Origin of the sequence: Microbacterium sp. B19(2022), assembly GCF_012030385.1 — a bacterium.
In the GTDB taxonomy this organism is placed as follows: Bacteria; Actinomycetota; Actinomycetes; order Actinomycetales; family Microbacteriaceae; genus Microbacterium; species Microbacterium oxydans_B.
The window spans coordinates 69,242-85,881 of sequence record NZ_JAAUVO010000003.1 but is presented as its reverse complement, the minus strand read 5'-3'; the positions used below and the strand labels follow the sequence as shown (position 1 = coordinate 85,881).

16 protein-coding genes are annotated in these 16,640 nt (G+C 68.5%); 8 read left to right on the top strand and 8 right to left on the bottom strand.

The annotated features are described in order from the left end of the window. Nucleotides 1–57: 57 nt before the first annotated feature. Nucleotides 58–276: an SCO4848 family membrane protein gene (locus tag HCX50_RS03500; protein ID WP_029263211.1), complete on the top strand. Its 219-nt coding sequence runs from the start codon at nt 58–60 to the stop codon at nt 274–276. A 24-nt stretch (nt 277–300) separates the two neighbouring features. Here the strand turns inward: HCX50_RS03500 and HCX50_RS03495 are convergent, their stop codons facing one another. Then, a complete protein-coding gene (locus HCX50_RS03495) occupies nt 301–1,671 on the bottom strand; it encodes an MFS transporter (protein WP_167633037.1) in 1,371 nt (456 codons plus the stop codon). A 74-nt stretch (nt 1,672–1,745) separates the two neighbouring features. Here HCX50_RS03495 and HCX50_RS03490 point away from each other — a divergent pair, with 74 nt between their 5' ends. Further along, nucleotides 1,746–2,336 (top strand): winged helix-turn-helix domain-containing protein, encoded by a 591-nt coding sequence (locus tag HCX50_RS03490; RefSeq protein WP_167633036.1) that lies wholly within the window; start codon nt 1,746–1,748, stop codon nt 2,334–2,336. Nucleotides 2,337–2,348: 12 nt separating this feature from the next. Here the strand turns inward: HCX50_RS03490 and HCX50_RS03485 are convergent, their stop codons facing one another. The 7 genes from HCX50_RS03485 to HCX50_RS03455 form a co-directional block, all read right to left on the bottom strand. Beyond that, complete coding sequence (locus tag HCX50_RS03485) at nt 2,349–3,458, bottom strand: FUSC family protein (RefSeq protein ID WP_167633035.1); 1,110 nt, start codon at nt 3,456–3,458, stop codon at nt 2,349–2,351. Between the two features lie 210 nt (nt 3,459–3,668). After that, nucleotides 3,669–4,355: a hypothetical protein gene (locus HCX50_RS03480; protein WP_091027707.1), complete on the bottom strand. Its 687-nt coding sequence runs from the start codon at nt 4,353–4,355 to the stop codon at nt 3,669–3,671. After that, nucleotides 4,355–5,269, bottom strand: coding sequence for an ABC transporter ATP-binding protein (locus tag HCX50_RS03475; protein WP_167633034.1), 915 nt, complete (start codon nt 5,267–5,269; stop codon nt 4,355–4,357). Before HCX50_RS03475 ends, HCX50_RS03480 begins: the two co-directional genes overlap by 1 nt. Continuing rightward, nucleotides 5,266–5,655, bottom strand: a complete 390-nt coding sequence (locus tag HCX50_RS03470) for a GntR family transcriptional regulator (RefSeq protein WP_091027698.1) — start codon at nt 5,653–5,655, stop codon at nt 5,266–5,268. The genes HCX50_RS03475 and HCX50_RS03470 overlap by 4 nt, the downstream gene beginning before the upstream one ends. Before the next feature lie 98 nt (nt 5,656–5,753). Beyond that, the gene (locus tag HCX50_RS03465; protein WP_237682320.1) at nt 5,754–6,290 is read right to left on the bottom strand and encodes a GbsR/MarR family transcriptional regulator; all 537 of its coding nucleotides are present in this window, start codon (nt 6,288–6,290) and stop codon (nt 5,754–5,756) included. 10 nt (nt 6,291–6,300) lie between these two features. After that, the gene (locus HCX50_RS03460; protein WP_167633033.1) at nt 6,301–7,923 is read right to left on the bottom strand and encodes an ABC transporter permease; all 1,623 of its coding nucleotides are present in this window, start codon (nt 7,921–7,923) and stop codon (nt 6,301–6,303) included. Continuing rightward, on the bottom strand, nt 7,923–8,915 hold the full coding sequence (locus tag HCX50_RS03455) for an ABC transporter ATP-binding protein (protein ID WP_167633032.1): 993 nt from the start codon (nt 8,913–8,915) through the stop codon (nt 7,923–7,925). Before HCX50_RS03455 ends, HCX50_RS03460 begins: the two co-directional genes overlap by 1 nt. 90 nt (nt 8,916–9,005) lie before the next feature. Here HCX50_RS03455 and HCX50_RS03450 point away from each other — a divergent pair, with 90 nt between their 5' ends. From HCX50_RS03450 to HCX50_RS03425, 6 genes are all read left to right on the top strand, one after another. Continuing rightward, entirely contained in the window at nt 9,006–10,220 is a 1,215-nt protein-coding gene (locus HCX50_RS03450) for a class I SAM-dependent methyltransferase (RefSeq protein ID WP_337748976.1), read from the top strand. A gap of 338 nt (nt 10,221–10,558) precedes the next feature. Further along, entirely contained in the window at nt 10,559–11,860 is a 1,302-nt protein-coding gene (locus HCX50_RS03445; RefSeq protein WP_167633031.1) for a betaine/proline/choline family ABC transporter ATP-binding protein, read from the top strand. Continuing rightward, on the top strand, nt 11,860–12,861 hold the full coding sequence (locus tag HCX50_RS03440) for an ABC transporter permease (protein ID WP_167633030.1): 1,002 nt from the start codon (nt 11,860–11,862) through the stop codon (nt 12,859–12,861). Before HCX50_RS03445 ends, HCX50_RS03440 begins: the two co-directional genes overlap by 1 nt. Nucleotides 12,862–12,913: 52 nt before the next feature. After that, on the top strand, nt 12,914–13,822 hold the full coding sequence (locus tag HCX50_RS03435) for a glycine betaine ABC transporter substrate-binding protein (RefSeq protein WP_167633029.1): 909 nt from the start codon (nt 12,914–12,916) through the stop codon (nt 13,820–13,822). Between the two features lie 141 nt (nt 13,823–13,963). Then, entirely contained in the window at nt 13,964–14,941 is a 978-nt protein-coding gene (gene bsh, locus HCX50_RS03430; RefSeq protein ID WP_167633028.1) for a choloylglycine hydrolase, read from the top strand. A gap of 70 nt (nt 14,942–15,011) precedes the next feature. Further along, nucleotides 15,012–16,487, top strand: coding sequence for a lipase maturation factor family protein (locus HCX50_RS03425; protein WP_167633027.1), 1,476 nt, complete (start codon nt 15,012–15,014; stop codon nt 16,485–16,487). The last annotated feature ends 153 nt before the right edge of the window (nt 16,488–16,640 follow it).

Here is a 16,640-nt window from a genome sequence, read left to right as displayed (position 1 = left end):
GAATTCCGCGCGTGCTGCGCGGTCGGATGCCGCGGTGGATCTCGATAGCGTTGAGGGGTGATCGCCCTCTCCGTCGTGCTCTTCCTCAACGCCGCCTTCAACGCCGTCGTCTGGCCCCAGTTCTACAAGCGCGTCGCCCACGATCCGCGTGCGCGCGACGAGAACGGCAAGGCCACCGCGTTCCTCAAGGTGCACGCCGTCCTCATCGCGATCGCCCTGGTGCTCGCACTGGTCTCGGTGCTCGCCGGCGTCGCGGCGCTGACCGGCGCGCTCTAGCACCGCACCTCTTCCGGAGGCAGGTCAGGCCGACTCGAACTCCTTCGCGTGCGCGGCCCACCGCGACTCGACCGGGAGTGCGCGCAGCGCCCGGTTGGTGACGGCCAGAGCCACGGATGCCAGGCACAGCGCGGCGCAGAGCAGCAGCGTCCATTCCCGCCCGACCCACGCGAGACCGAATCCGGCGATCAGCGGCGCGAGGGGCATCGCCCCCATGCCGAGCACACCGGCGGCGCTGTTGGCGCGGCCGAGCAGGTGCGTCGGTGTCGCGACCATGAAGTAGCCCATCATCCCGGCGTTGAGCGCGGGCACCAGGAGCACGGAGGCGCCGAGGACGACGGCGATCGCCCAGGGCGTCGTGACCATCGTGAGCGCGATGACCCCGACGGCCGCGACCGAGAGCCCGGCGATCGTCAGGATCCCGGCCTTGATGCGGGGGACGAGCAGAGGGGCGCACACGGCGCCGACGAGCATCACCGCACCGATCCCTGCGCTCAGCGTGCCGATGAGGAGTTCGGAGTGCCCGTCCTGCTGGAGCGAGTAGATGACGGTGGTGATCGCGGCGTTGAACCCCAGGTTCACGACCGTGGTGATGAGCAGGACTCCGCCGAGGTCGGGGCGGGAGAGCAGCCAGCCGAATGCCTCCCGCAGCTCGGCCCAGGCGTTCGGCTTCGCGGGTGCGGGTGAGGTGCCGAAACCCAGATCATCCGTCGCGGCGACGGCGCGTTCAGCCACGACACGCCGCGGGTCGTCCGGGTCGTCTCCGTTTTCGCCGGCCGCTCCGGTGTCGACCACCCCGGCGCGCCGCGCCTGGCGCCCCAGCATCCACGCGGTCAGTGCGGCGATCGCGTGGCAGAGGGTCATGACGACGCCGACCGCCCAGCCGCCGATGCCCAGCAGCAGGCCCCCGAGCGGGCCGCCCGCGAGCTGGAGCGCGGCATCCCGGCCCTGGTTCGCGGCCTGCGCGCGACCCATCGCGTCGTCGGGGACGATCTCCTTGATCGCGCTCTCGCCGGCGACGTCGAAGAGTCCGCTGCGGGCGGCGAGGAGGATGTCGATCACCAGCAGCGAACCGAAGGTCATCGCGTCGCCGAGGGCGAGCAGGGTGAAGGCCCCCGCCAGCACGATGCCGATGAGCGATCCGAGCAGCATCAGGGCGATGCGGCGGTGGCGGTCGGCGAGGACTCCGCCGGCGAGGGTCATGAGCAGGCGGGCGATCATTCCGGCCGCGCCGATGATGCCGGCCTGGGCCGGGTCGTTCGTCACGATGAGCGCGAGCAGCGGGATCGCGAAACCGAAGAGCGCGGCCGCGAGGCCCTTGCTCGTGTCGCTCAGCAACCAGGTGAGGTAGCGGGGGTTGCGCCACAGGCGATGCGGGTCGGTGAGGGTGGTCATGCGTCGAGAGTAATTGCGCAAGAACAATTGCGCAAGTTTTATTGCGCAACTTTGGGTGCGGGTAGGATCGGGACATGGCAGCCGACACCAGCGAGAGCAACGGCGACGATCCCGTCTGGATGACCTCGGCCATGCTCAAGGCCTACTCCCACCCGCTGCGTCGGCAGATGATCCGCCTGTTCTCACGCCGCGACTTCCTGCGAGCCGCCGACATCGCCGCCGAGCTCGGAGTGCCGGCCAACAGTGCGAGCTTCCACCTGCGCGCGCTCGCCGATGCCGGTCTCATCGAAGAGGCGCCCGAGCAGGCCCGCGACCGGCGCGACCGTGTCTGGACCGGGCACAAGGGTCCCCTCAACGTGGGCGGCCCCGACAGCCCCGTCGCCGACGAGGAGCTCGGGACCGCGGTGATCGCCGCGCTGGTGGAAGATCATCAGGATCTGATGCGCCGAGTGACCGCCTGGACCCCCGAGTATGTCGCCGGACGCACGACCGAGGTGCACGCCGCGTTCACCCAGCGCACGATCCGGTTGACCGAGTCCGAGTTCGACGACGCGATGGTGAAGATCAACGATGTGCTGAGTGCCGCCGACGATGCGCACGACAGCGCCGACCCCGACGGCCGCTACTGGCAGGTCGACGTGATCGCCGCCGACGACACCATCTGACGCGGTCCGGAATCAGTCTTCGGTCGACGAGCCCGTTCCGCTGAGGATCAGGATGCGGCGCAGGTGCATCGCGGTGAGCACCCCGGGCCCCATCGAACGGCGCACGTCGACGGTGCGGCTGTCGACCGTCTCGAGGAGCAGTCGCGTGGCCCGTGCGGCCTCGCCGCGGATGCGATGGTCTTCCGGCGTCGAGGCGTCGCCGCGCGCGATCACCTCGGCCACGGCGTGACACGCGGCCGACAGCGGCTCGGGAAGTGCGGGGTCGAGCGCGATGCCGGCCGGTCGGTCCCAGATGGTGTCGGCGATCGCGTCGGAGATGTCGCGGATGAGGTGCGCGATCCGGTCGAGAGTGGCGAGCTCCTCCTGGCTCTGCTCCACGCGCGGTCGGTGCCCCTTCGCTCGCGGATTTCCGCGTCGGCTCTCGTCGGCCTCCACGAGTGCCAACCGCAGCTCGCCTGTCGTGTCGGCGAGCGAGGCCGCGTCGTCGGCCCACTGCTCGTGCTCCGGCGGCCACGACTCGGAGACCGCTGACCCGATGTCGTCGAGATGTCGGGCCAGCTGTTCCCGGAACGCCTCTAGCCGCGCCGCCGCCACCCCGGTGAGGGGTGCCGGGGCGATCAGGACGTTGACCACGAGCCCGATGACGACCCCGACCGCCGTCTGCGTGAGGTAGCCGAGCGAGTAGTCGTCGGCGTTCTGTCCGCCGATGATCAGCACGAACAGCGCGGCCATCGGGACGTACTCGCGCCCGACGCCGAACCACCCCGTTCCGGACACCAGCACCCCCACGCCCACGACGAGCGGGATGGTCCACCACGTCGGCCCCACCGTGAGCACCACCACGGTGGCGAGGCCGATGCCGGTGGCGAGCCCGAGCAGTGTCTGGAAGCTCGACTTCGCCGAACCCATCAGCGTGGGGTACATGCTCACCAGCGCTCCGAGCGGGGCGTAGTAGGGGTACTCATCGGTGACGCCCGGCATGTGCGGGGCGATCATCCAGGCGAGTCCGACCGCGAGCATCGTCTTCGCGACGAGCAGCAGGCGGGCGGGGAGGACGGCCTCGTGGAGCGCGCGGGCGATGCCTGCGCGGCGTGCGCGGAATCGGGGCTGGCTCTGCGTCACGGCATCCTCTCTCTCGGCTGGTGCGGCGGGTGCGGCTGGTGGGGCGGGTGCGGCTGGTGCGGTGCCCGATTCCGCGAGCGTATGCGCCCGGTGCGCGGCCGACGAGCGGGTTGCTTCCTCGGCCGGGTACCGGTAGCGCGCAGACGCGACGACGCCGGCCACCCCAGGGAGGGTGACCGGCGTCGAGAGGTGCGGCGGGCGGAGGTGCGCTTACGGGATGGTCCTCCGGAAGGCGAGGAACGAGACGCCCGTGAGCACCGCGGTGACGAGGAGGCCCCAGAGCGCGAGACCGAGCGCGCCGAGGTCCATGATCCCCGCGCCGACGTGCGGCCAGAGGTCGAGCCGCGTCACCAGGAACACCAGGCCCAGCAGCACCAGGGAGAGCGCGATGCCGACGATGATGAGCACCAGCTGTCCCCAGCTCTTGTAGATCGTCGCGCCGGTGAAGCCGAGCACGAAGAAGAAGAGCGCGAGGGTGAAGTAGACGACGAAGGCGCCGCCCGGACCCGCATCCCACAGCCACGGCAGGTAGAACACGTAGCCGTTGACGCCGTAGCCGTTGGTGGCCACCTCGATGCCGCCTCCGATGAGGAACAGCACGCCCATGATTGCGCTGCCGAGTATCGCGGTGAGCAGCGTGCCGAAGAAGAACTCCCTGCGGGTGATGCTCATCGCCTGCGAGAACGGGAAGGTGAGCGTCATCGCCGACATCCCGATGGCGAAGAAGTACCAGAGCGGAGCCTGACCGCCGCCGCCGTACTTCGGGGTGTCGACCGGGATCATCGCGTAGATGAGGACCGAGATCACCACCGCTGCGGCGAGGATGATCAGCGGGTACCAGACGAAGGTGCCCTTGTTGATCAGCTGCAGCCGGATGACGTTGACTGTGCGTCGCATCAGCGGGCCTCCTCTTTCGTCACGGAGTCTCTGGCGGAGTGGGTGTCGGTCTTCTGGGTGAGACGGACGATCAGCTGCTGGAGCGACACCGGTGCGAGATCGAGACCGAATGCCGTCACCTCGGCCCGCTCATCGGCCGAGAGCGTGCCGAGTACGGTGACGGACGACACGCGCCCGAGTGCCTCGCGGTGCAGCACCTCGCGGCCCTGGACCCAGGCGTCGACCTTCGCGGCGTCGCCCACGATGGTCACGGCACGATCGCGGACGGCATCCGTGTCTTCGTTCAGGAGGATCTGGCCGTTGTCGATCACGATGACCTTCTCGATGAGGTTCGAGACCTCGTCGATCAGGTGCGACGACAGGATGATCGTGCGCGGGTGCTCGGCGTAATCCTCGACCAGGCGGTCGTAGAAGATCTGCCGGGCGACCGCGTCGAGCCCGAGGTACGGCTCGTCGAAGAAGGTGATCTCGGCGCGCGAGGCGAGTCCGATGATCACTCCCACTGCGGAGAGCTGACCGCGGGAGAGTTTCTTGATCGTCTGCTTCATCGGCAGCTGGAACTCTTCGATGAGTTCGTCGGCGAACGCCTGGTCCCAGTGCGGGAAGAACAGGCTCGCGGCCTTGAAGGCGTGCTTCGGGTACGCGTCGTCCGGGTACTTCTGGCTCTCGCGGACGAAGCAGATCCGGCTCAGGACGTGCGCGTTCTCGTACGGGTGCTCGCCGAACACCTTGACGGTGCCGGAGGACTCGAAGTTCTGCGCCGTGAGGATCGACATGAGTGTGGTCTTGCCGGCGCCGTTGCGACCGAGGAGGCCGTAGATCGCGCCTCCCTCGATGGCGAGCGACACGTTGTCGAGCGCTCGCTTCTCCTTGTAGCGCTTGCTGAGGTTCTGCACCTCGATGACAGCGGTCATGCGGGGGTCTTCCCTTCTGCGTCGGTGGTGAGTGCGGCGCGCTGTCGGAGCAGTGCCGCGAGGTCTTCGGCGCCGAGCCCCAGCGTGCGGGCCTCGGCGAGGAGTGGATCGATGTAGCGGTCGGCGAACAGCGCGCGGCGCTCGCCGAGAAGGACTTCCCTGGCGCCGCCGGCGACGAACATGCCGATGCCTCGGCGCTTGTAGAGCACTCCCTTGTCGGTGAGCATCGCGACTCCCTTCGCTGCGGTTGCGGGGTTGATCCGGTAGAACGCGGCGAGCTCGTTCGTCGAAGGAGCCTGTGCCTCCTCAGCGAGTGAGCCGTCGACGATCGAGTCCTCGATCTGCTCGGCGATCTGGAGGAAGAGCGGCTTGCCTTCTTCGATCACGAGTCCTCCGGTGGGTTAGTGGGTTACTTACTCGACTAAGTAACCATGGAACCTATCCGGTGTCAACCCCCTCCGCGGGGTGGGGCGGCGCGCGCGGGTCAGTCGCGGCGGTGGTCGCGCCAGTCCTCGACGATCTGCAGCATCCGCACGGAGAGGAAGCGGAAGAACTCGGCGAGCTCCACGGCCCGGTCGTGGGCACCCTGATCCTCGTCGTGCTCGGCGGCGATGTCGTCGATGTACTCCGAGAGGCGGGCGTACACGGGCATGTTCCCGACGATGGAGCGGTAGAACGGGTCATGCACGAACTCGTAGCGGTCGCGCCGGTCGCCGGGGCGAGAACGCCGTTGGATGAAGTGCAGCTGCTGCAGGTACCGCACCGCACCCGACACGGCGGCGGCCGAGACGCCCAGGCGTTCCCCCAACTGCGCAGCCGTGTATCCGCCGTCGGGAGCCGCGACCAGCGCCATCATCACGCGGGCCGGCATCCGTGGCATTCCGGCAGCGGTCATCATGGCGGCCGCCTGCTCGGCGGGTTCGATCCCGCGGTGGGAGTCGGAGGCGGATGCTGCGCCGACGGCATCGCCTGCGCTCGCGGCATCCACGTCCGGCGCGTTCTCGGTGCTGTCGTCGGGCATCGGGTTCCTCCTAGGCGCCGGGGGCCAGCTCGCGTCGTCGCATCAGCGTCAGGGTGGCCGCGCCGCCCGCAGCCAGGGCGAGCACCAGCCACCAGAGCCCGCGCACATCCACGCCGCTGCCGTCCACGACGGGGGTAACCGCGAACGGCGAGATGTTCGCGGTCCATTCCGGCAGTCCGAACAGCGGCCCGAACATCCCGAGCATTGCCGCCAGCAGCACGAGGCTCCACGCGAGCGCGGTCGTCGCCCGCGGAGCCAGCACGAACACCAGGGCGGCGAGCACGGCGAACACCGCCGCCGCGACCGCCTGGCCGAGACCGGCCACCGCGACGATGCGGTAGAGCGAGTCGTCGCCCCCGTTCGCCCAGACGCCGATCCAGGCCGCGAGCACAGCGGCGGCGATCACGATCAGCACCGCGACGACGCCGACGATCATGTAGTCGGCGAGCCAGCGCACGCGCCCGATCGGTGTGGCGAGCACGGCCTCGGCGGTGCCGCGGGCCTCCTCCTGCCGCGCGCGCACCACGGTCTGCACGGCGCAGCAGGCGGCGAGGATGCCGAGCAGCGTGAAGAACACGGTCACCACGACCTCGTCGAGGCCGCCGGTCGCGCCGCCGATCTTCTCGAGGATCTCGGAGACGGCCGGGTTCTCGCCCGAGATCTGATCGACCAGGCCGCTCAGTGTCGTGGCCAGGATGCCGGTGATCGCGCCGCCGACCGCCCATCCGATGATCGAGCCCGCGGTGAGCCGCCACACGAGCGCGTGCGGGGATGCCAGTGCGGCTCGGGCCGACGCCCGGCCGCGGCGCTCCGCCACGAAGCTCGCATCGATGTCGCGTACCGACTGCAGCGCCACGGATGCGCCGGCGAGCACGAGCCCGAAGACCAAGCCCAGGAGCATCGGCCAGGCGAGATCGGCGTCGTACGGGCGGGTCTGCTCGGCCCAGCCGAACGGCGACAGCCACACGGGCCAGGCACTCGTCATGCTCGACAGGTCGTCGCTCGGGGTTCCGGCGGCGCTGCCGATGCCCCGCACCAGGAAGGTGCCGACGAGCACCCAGACCGTCAGGGAGTTCGCCCCGCGCGAGGTGCGCATGAGCTGTGCCGCGAGGAGTCCGATGCCGAGGAACGCGACCCCGCAGCTCGCGGCGGCCGCCCCCGCGAGCCACGATCCGGCCGCCGGGAGACTGGTCGCGATCAGGGCGAGAGAGGTGAGCAGCGCGAGGACGACGTTGGCCAACAGTCCGTGCACGATGGTGGCGAGGGTCGGCAGCCGGCGCCCGGCCGGGGTCGCCCACACGAGCTCGGCGCGACCGGCCTCCTCATCGCCGCGGGTGTGACGCACGGCGAGGAACGTACTCATGAGTGCGGCGAGGAACGCGAGCCACGGCAGGATCTCGAACGCCAGGAAAGCGCCCTCGGAGGTGCCGGAGGGCAGTCCGCGGAACATCAGGATCACCGGGTTGGCGAGTGCGGCGGCGAGGATGTTCTGCCGGTCGGCGAGCGTTGCATACGACTGACTGACCCCGGCGTATCCCGCGAACGCCATCAGCGCGGTGCTGAGGATCCACAGCGGCAGTTGCACGCGGTCGCGCCGCAGTCGCTGTTGGAGCAGCACGGCGAAGCGGCTCATCACGCACGCTCCTTCTGCATCCGGCGTTCGCGGCGGCTGCCGGTGGGCTGGTCGCTCGGACCGCCGTCTTCCGCCGCCTCGAGCGTCGCCAGGTCATCGCCGTAGTGGCGGAGGAACAACTCCTCCAAGGAGGGCGGTGCGACGCGCAGATCGCTGATGCCGAGCGCGGCGAGAGCCGGGAGCACGGTGGCCGTACGGTCGCTGTCCAGCGCGAGACGGATGCGGTCGCCCTGCTGCTCGGGGTCGTGCACGTCGGGGATGCGGGCGACCTGTTCCAGGGTGGCTCCGGAGGGGGTGAACGACACGTCGCTGCGGGTGAGATGGCGCAGCTCGGCCAGCGTCCCGGTCTCGACGATGCGCCCGGCGCGGATGATCGACACCCGGTCGCACAGCTGCTCCACCTCGCTCATGATGTGGCTCGACAGCAGCACGGTCGCCCCGTTCGCGTGGGCGCGGGCGACCTCGCGCTGGAAGATCACCGCCATCAGCGGATCGAGGCCGCTCGTCGGCTCGTCGAGGATGTAGAGGTCGGCCGGGACCGCGAAGGCCGCGATCAGGGCGACCTTCTGCCGGTTGCCCTTGGAGTACGCACGGCCCTTCTTGCGCGGGTCGAACTGGAACGCCTCCATGAGCCGCTTCTTCTCGTGCTGATACGCGGCATCCTTCGTCTGTGCGCCACGCAGGCGGGCGAGCAGGTCGACGGCCTCTCCCCCCGACAGGTTCGGCCACACACTGACGTCACCGGGCACGTACGCGATGCGCCGATGCAGGTCGACCGTGCGGTTCCAGGGGTCCTCGCCGAACACGGTGGCCGCGCCCCCGGTGCGTCGTGCGAGGCCGAGGAGGATGCGGATCGTGGTCGACTTGCCCGCGCCGTTCGGTCCGAGGAAGCCGTGCACCTGACCGTGCTCGACGGTGAGGTCGAGGCCGTCGAGTGCGTGCACGTGGCTGTAGTGCTTGGTGAGGTTCCGGGTGTCGATGACGGTGGTCATGCGCGGGAGCGTACGCCCGATTCACAAACTTGTGAATCGAGCGAAAACAACGCATGCGAAATCCTTACGACGCCCGCGTACAGTGGGCTGGTGCCGGAGTTCCCCTACAGTCGCCTGCGCCGGTGGCCCGACGTCGAGGCGGACAACCTCCAGGCGTACGACGCCACCGATCGGCTGCTCGTCGAGCGGGCGCTCTCCCTCGACATCCCGGGCTCCGAGACCGCCGTGATCGGTGACGAATACGGCGCGATCACGCTGGCTCTGACGGATGCCGGGCGGCACGGCATCCGCGTGCATCAAGACCTCGCGACCGGCCGCCGTGCCCTGCAGCGCAACGCCGAGGAGCTCGGGCTCGCCGGCCTCGTGGCGCACGAGCTCGATGCCGAGCTGCTCTCCGGCGCTCGGCTCGTGCTGCTGCAGCTGCCGAAGTCGCTGGCGGAGCTCGAGGAGATCGCGGATGCCGTGGCCCGCTGGGCGGCATCCGATGCGGTGCTCGTCGCCGGCGGCCGCGTGAAGCACATGACGCTCGCGCAGAACGAGGTGCTCGGGCGCAGTTTCGCGCACGTGCAGCCCCAGCGTGCCGAGCGGAAGTCCCGCCTGATCGTGGCATCCGACCCGCGTCCGGTGCCCGCCGAGCCGCCGTTCCCGGTGACCGCGCAGCACGACGGGCTCACTCTGGTCGCGCACGGCGGGGCGTTCGCGGGCGCCCGCCTCGACATCGGCACCCGGGTGCTGCTCGAAGTGCTCGGCGTCGGCGGTTCACAACTCCTCAAGAATGGGCTGATTCGGGTCGAAAACGGCGCGAACGGGTCGGAGAACGGTGGTTCTTCCGGAGTTGTGAACAGCGACCGCCCGAGCCGCGTGCTCGATCTCGGCTGCGGCACCGGTGCGCTCGCCGTGTCCTATGCACTCGCCCACCCCGAGGCGCAGGTCATCGCGACCGATCGGTCGGCTGCGGCAGTGGCCTCGGCCCGGGCGACGGCGGCCGCGAACGGGGTCGCCGAGCGCGTGACGGTCATGCACGACGATGCGGCCTCGGAGATCGCGGACGCGAGCGTCGACATCGTGCTCCTGAACCCGCCTTTCCACCTCGGAACGAGTGTGCACACGGGCGCCGCGACCCGTCTGTTCGAGGCCGCCGCGCGTGTGCTCCGACCCGGCGGAGAACTCTTCACCGTGTACAACTCATCGCTCGGTTATCGGGCCGAACTCGCCCGTCTGATCGGCCACACGGAACAGCTGTCGCGCACCCCGAAGTTCACCGTGACCCGCAGCATCCGCACCCCCGAAGAGCGCCGATCCTGACCCTGAACCGGTCTCGGACCGGAATATTGAACACCCGTGCAATTCCCCGGTCAGCCGCCGAAACTCGTGCCGTTCACCGACCCAGGATTTGCCCCTGATCGGCCATTTCGTTACGTTGGAATGCGGGCCTGACGGTCCGAAGACCAGTCCGCGGTCACGTCCTTCTTTCGATGAGCTGTGCTGCGAAGAGGCGTGGGCGTACGGTCGATGCTCTATCGCGGCGGATCCGAAATCCGCCGTCTGTGCCGCCACAGCGATCATGTCGAACGGCCTCGAGAGCCTCACCCGGGCGTAACCGAAGCAGGCTCAGCCACCCGAAGGCGAGCCGCGGGGGAAACGTGTCCGAAATCGCTCTCGAAGCGCGCAATCTATACAAGGTTTTCGGTAAGAATCCGAGCACCGCCGTCCGCCGCCTGAAGGCCGGAGAGAGTCGCACGGCCGTCGCCGATGCGGGTACCGCGGCGGTCATCGACGCCAGCTTCGCCGTGAACCGCGGTGAGATCTTCGTCATCATGGGCCTGTCCGGATCGGGCAAGTCCACCATCATCCGCATGCTCAACGGCTTGCACGACGTCACGTCGGGCACCGTCACGGTGAACGGCGACCCCATCACCGGCATCCCCGCCTCGAGGCTCCGCGAGATCCGTCGCGACCGCATCTCGATGGTCTTCCAGCACTTCGCTCTGCTGCCGCACCGCACGGTCGCCGCGAACGTCGCCTACCCGCTCGAGCTCAAGGGCACCCCGAAGGCCGAACGCCTGGCCAAGGCCGAGGAGATCCTCTCGCTGGTCGGACTCGAAGGTCAGGGCGAGAAGCTCCCCTCCGAGCTCTCCGGTGGAATGCAGCAGCGCGTCGGCATCGCCCGTGCGCTCGCCGCCGACAGCGACATCCTGCTGATGGACGAGGCGTTCAGCGCGCTTGACCCGCTCATCCGTCGCGAGATGCAGGAGCAGCTGCTCGAGCTGCAGCAGAAGCTCCAGAAGACGATCGTGTTCATCACGCACGACCTCAACGAGGCCATGTTCCTCGGCGACCGGATCGCCGTGATGCGCGACGGCCGCATCGTGCAGATCGGCACGCCCGAGGACATCCTGATGGACCCGGCCAACGACTACGTCGAGCAGTTCGTGCAGGATGTCGACCGCGCCCGCGTGCTCACCGCCGCGAACGTGATGGAGCGCCCGCGCCCCGTCGTGCCGCACACCGCCGGCCCGCGCACCGCGCTCCGCCAGATGCGCGACGCGTACATGTCGGCGACCTATGTGGTCGGCCGTGACCGGCAGCTCGTGGGCGTCGTGACCGACCGCGACGCGGTCAAGCTCGTGCGCAACGGCGCCACCACCCTCGACTCCATCATCAAGCCCGTGCCGCAGAGCGTGCGTGAGGACGAGGTGCTGATGAACCTGTTCGTGCCCGCCGTCGAGTCTCCGCTGCCGCTGGCCGTGACGGATGCCGAGGGGCGTCTGGCCGGTGTGATCCCGCGCGTGACGCTGCTCGCCGCCCTGGGCCCCGGCCCCGGTGCGACTGAGGAGATCACCCTGCCGATGATGCCGATGCCGCAGGCCGAGATCGATGCGGTGCTCGATGACGGGTGGACCGCCGACCCGGTCGATGCCCCGACCACGGAGGAGGTGCGCTGATGGATGGCTTCCGCATCCCCGTAGGGACCTGGATCGAATCCGGCGTCGACTGGATCAAGGACAACCTCGACGGTCTGCTCGACGTGATCTCGTTCGTGATGAGCTTCCTCGTCGACGGACTCACGAGCATCCTGCTCACCCCGAGCTTCGCGGTCATCATCGTGATCGCTGCGCTCATCGCCTGGATCGTGCGCTCGTGGCAGCTCGCCATCGGGACCATCGTCTCGTTCGGTCTGATCGTCGGGATGGACCTCTGGGTTCCGGCTATGCAGACGCTTGCGCTCGTGCTCGTCGCCGCGATCATCGCGGTGCTGATCGCCGTGCCGCTGGGCATCTGGTCGGCGCGCAACTCGACCGTGCGGGCCGTGCTCAAGCCGGTGCTCGACTTCATGCAGACGATGCCGGCGTTCGTGTACCTGATCCCGGCGATCGTGTTCTTCGGTATCGGCGTGGTCCCCGGACTCGTCGCCACCGTGATCTTCGCGCTGCCTCCGGGCGTGCGACTGACCGAGCTCGGCATCCGCGGCGTCGACTCCGAGACCGTCGAGGCCGGACACGCGTTCGGCGCCAAGCCCGGTCAGATCCTGCGCGGCATCCAGCTCCCGCTCGCGATGCCGACCATCATGGCCGGCGTCAACCAGGTCATCATGCTCGCTCTGTCGATGGCGGTCATCGCCGGAATGGCGGGTGCCGACGGCCTCGGGAAGATGGTCGTCGAGGCGATCTCGACGATCAACATCCCCAAGGGTGTCGAGGCCGGTCTCGGCGTCGTGTTGATCGCCGTCTTCCTCGATCGCGTCACCGCCGCACTGGGTGCCCCGGGCGAGAACCGCTCGTCGCTGCTCGGCATGATCGAGCGGCGCCGCAAGCCGCACGGCGGCGGTGGCGGAGCAGCATCCGCCCCCGCAGCAGAGGTCATCGAGCAGCAGGATGCCGCGAGCGAGGCGGAGCGCGTCAAGGCGTCGCCGCGACGGGCGCCCATCGGCGGCGGAGTCCACTGAGTTTTCACCCCTACGGAACAACACCCATACGGAACTGAGAGAGAGAAATCACATGAAGAAGAAGATCCTCGCGATCACCGCCCTCGGCGCCGCAGCGGCGCTCACCCTCGCCGGCTGCAGCAGCGATGGCGCCGGCGGCACGGGCGGCGGCGACAGCAACGCCGACGACAAGGGCACCATCACCCTGGGCTTCCTGCCCTCGTGGACCGACGGCCTGAGCACCGCGTACCTGCTGCAGGACCAGCTCGAGAAGATCGGCTACACGGTCGAGATGAAGACGCTCACCGAGGCGGGCCCGCTGTACACCGGTCTCGCGCAGGGCGACGTCGACATGTACCCGTCGGCCTGGCCCGAGCTCACGCACGCCGAGTACATGGAGAAGTACGGCGACGACATCGAAGACCTGGGCAAGTACTACGAGAACGCCAAGCTCACCCTCGCGGTGCCGGAGTACTCCGAGCTCACCTCGATCGAGGACCTCAAGGGCAAGGCGGCCGACTTCGACGGCAAGATCTACGGGATCGAGCCGGGCGCCGGCCTCACCGCCCAGACCCAGAAGATGATGCCCGAGTACGGACTCGACAGCGAGTACGAGCTCGTCACCTCGTCGACCGCGGCCATGCTCACCGAGCTGAAGACCGCGACCGACAAGCAGGAGGACATCGTCGTCACGCTGTGGCGTCCGTTCTGGGCCAACGACGCCTTCCCCGTGAAGGACCTCGAAGACCCCAAGGGCGCGATGGGCAAGGCCGAGGGCCTGCACTTCCTGGGCACCAAGGGCTTCGCCGAGGAGTTCCCCGAGGCGGCTGAGCTGATCGAGCAGATCAAGCTCGACGACGAGCAGTACGGTGCGCTCGAAGACCTCGTGGTCAACGAGTACGGCGAGGGCAAGGAAGCGGATGCCGTCGACGAGTGGCTCGAGGAGTACGGCGACCAGTTCGACTGGGTCGCCACCAGCTGAGTCGAGTCGCAGCCACGAAGGAGGGTCTCCCCGAGGGGGAGGCCCTCCTTCGTTCGTCGCTGCACCCCTTTTGCTCCGCCGTCGAAAGTGCGACCATGACCACTCGCGGACCCGACAGGGCCAGGAATGGAGAGGGAACCGATGTGCACAGGACTGAGTTTCACCACCGCTGACCACTACTTCGGAAGGAATCTCGATCTGGAGTTCTCGTACAACGAGACGGTCACCGTCACACCGCGGAACTTCCCGTTCCCCTTCCACCGTCTGCCGTCGCTGCCGACTCATCACGCGATCATCGGGATCGCGACCATCGCCGACGGCTATCCCCTTTACTACGACGCGGTCAACGAGCACGGTCTGGGTATGGCCGGGCTGAACTTCCCGGAGAACGCACACTACCCCGCACCCGGATCGGGGGGCACCGAGGTCACGCCCTTCGAGTTCATCCCGTGGGTCCTCGGACAGTTCGAAACCGTCGCCCAGGTGAAGGACGCCCTCCGCTCGGTGAGCCTCGTCGACATCAACTTCAGCGCGGAGTTCCCGCTTTCCCCGCTGCACTGGATCATCGCCGACAAGACGGCGTCGATCACGGTGGAAAGCGTGCGCGGCGGCCTCACGGTTTACGACAACCCGTGGGGTGTGCTCACGAACAATCCCACGTTCGACGTCCAGAGCTTCCGACTCAACGACTACCGGCACCTGTCGCACCGGCAGCCGGAGAATACCTTCGCGCCCGACGTGCCGCTCGACCTCTACAGTCGGGGGATGGGCGGACTCGGCCTGCCTGGCGACCTCTCGTCGTCGTCGCGATTCGTGAAAGCCGTGTTCACGCGTATGAACTCCGTGTGCGGAACCTCCGAGTCGGAGTCGCTCAGCCAGTTCTTCCAGATTCTCGGCTCGGTCGCGCAGCAGAGGGGGTGCGTCCGGGTCGGCGACGAGGAAAAGTACGAGATCACCATCTACTCCTCGTGTTGCAACGCCGATAAGGGCATCTACTACTACACGACCTATGAGAACAGTCAGATCACGGGCGTGGACATGCACCGGGAAGATCTCGACGGCGCGGAACTCGTGGCATATCCCCTCGTCGCGGGGCAGCAGATCGCAATGCAGAACTGACCCCCGCCACGCGTCGATCCGCCTGCGCAACCCCCTCACCGGCTGGTGGGCCTCGGCGTAGCCTGTGGCCGTGGACGGGTTCGCGGCGGTCGACTTCGGGTTCGCGCGCGAGGTGCTGCAGCGCGGCATCGCGGCGCTGTACCTGGTCGCGTTCCTGTCGAGTCTGAACCAATTCCGGCCGCTGCTCGGCGAGCACGGGCTGCTCCCGGCGCCGGCCCTCCTCGAGTGGGTCGGCCAGAAGGCGGAGCGGCGGCGGATGCTGCATCCGACCCTGTTCTCGCGTATCCGCTACTCCGATCGCCGGCTGGTCGCGCTGTGCGTGGTGGGGATCGTGGTCGCGGCCGTACTCGTCGTGGGCATTCCGCAGTGGGGTCCGCCGTGGGTGCCGATGCTCTGCTTCCTTGCACTGTGGCTCGGCTACATGTCGATCGTCAGCATCGGGCAGACCTTCTACTCGTTCGGCTGGGAGATGCTGCTGCTGGAGGCCGGGTTCCTCGCGGCTTTCCTCGGCTCGAACGATCAGCCGCCGCCCACGGTCGTGATCGTGCTGTTCTGGTGGCTGGTGTTCCGGCTGGAGTTCGGTGCCGGGATGATCAAGATCCGCGGTGGCCGCGAGTGGCGTGATCTGACGGCCCTCATGTACCACCACGAGACACAGCCGATGCCGGGTCCGCTCAGTCGGCAGGCGCATCTGCTGCCGCGCTGGTTCCATCGCGGCGAGGTGGTGGGCAACCACTTCGCGCAGCTCGTGGTGCCGTTCTTCCTGTTCGCGCCACTGCTGTCGCTGTGGGTGGAGGGTCCGGTGCCGCAGATCGTCGGCGCAGTCGCGGCATCCATCGTGATCCTGACGCAGGCCTGGCTGGTGCTGACGGGCAACTTCGCGTGGCTGAATTGGGCGACGATGGTCATCGCGGTCTCGGCGATCGGGTTGCCGGGGGTGGGGGCGGCGGACGTCACGCCACCCAGCGACGCACCGTGGATCCTCTCCGGCATCCCCCTGTACTGGGTCGTGATCACCTCGGCCGTCGGGCTGCTCTACGTCGTGGTGAGCGTGCCGGCGATGCGCAACCTGTTCGCGCGGCGGCAACTCATGAACGCGAGCTTCAACCGCTGGCAACTCGCCAACGCCTACGGCGCCTTCGGCACGGTCACCAAGGAACGCATCGAGATCGTCGTCGAGGGGTCAGCCGATGAAGAGGGCGTCGAGTGGCGGGAGTACGAGTTCCGGGGCAAGCCCGGAGACGTGCGACGGATGCCGCGGCAGTTCGCTCCGTACCATCTGCGCCTCGACTGGCTGATGTGGTTCCTGCCGCTCGGGCACTCGTTCGACGACTGGTTCACGGCGTTCCTGGTGCGGCTGCTCGAAGCGGATGCTCCGACACTCGCTCTGATCCGCGTCGACCCGTTCGACGGCGAGCCGCCGCGGTGGGTCCGGGCCGTGTCGTATCGCTACCGCTTCGCCACCCGCGCCGAGAAGCGCGCAGATGGTGTGGTGTGGGTGCGGAGTCGTCGCCGCGTGGTGCTCGGTCCCTTCGGGCTGCGGTGAGGCGGTGCCACCCCTACCCGCTTCGTGCAGCATCCGTCCCGCATCACCCAACGCGAAGGAGATCTCGCGTTCTGAAGGAGCCATCCAGCGCAGGGCCCCTTCAAAGCGGGAGTTCTCCTTCAGAACACGCGGCCGTCGTCTCAGGCGTCGCTC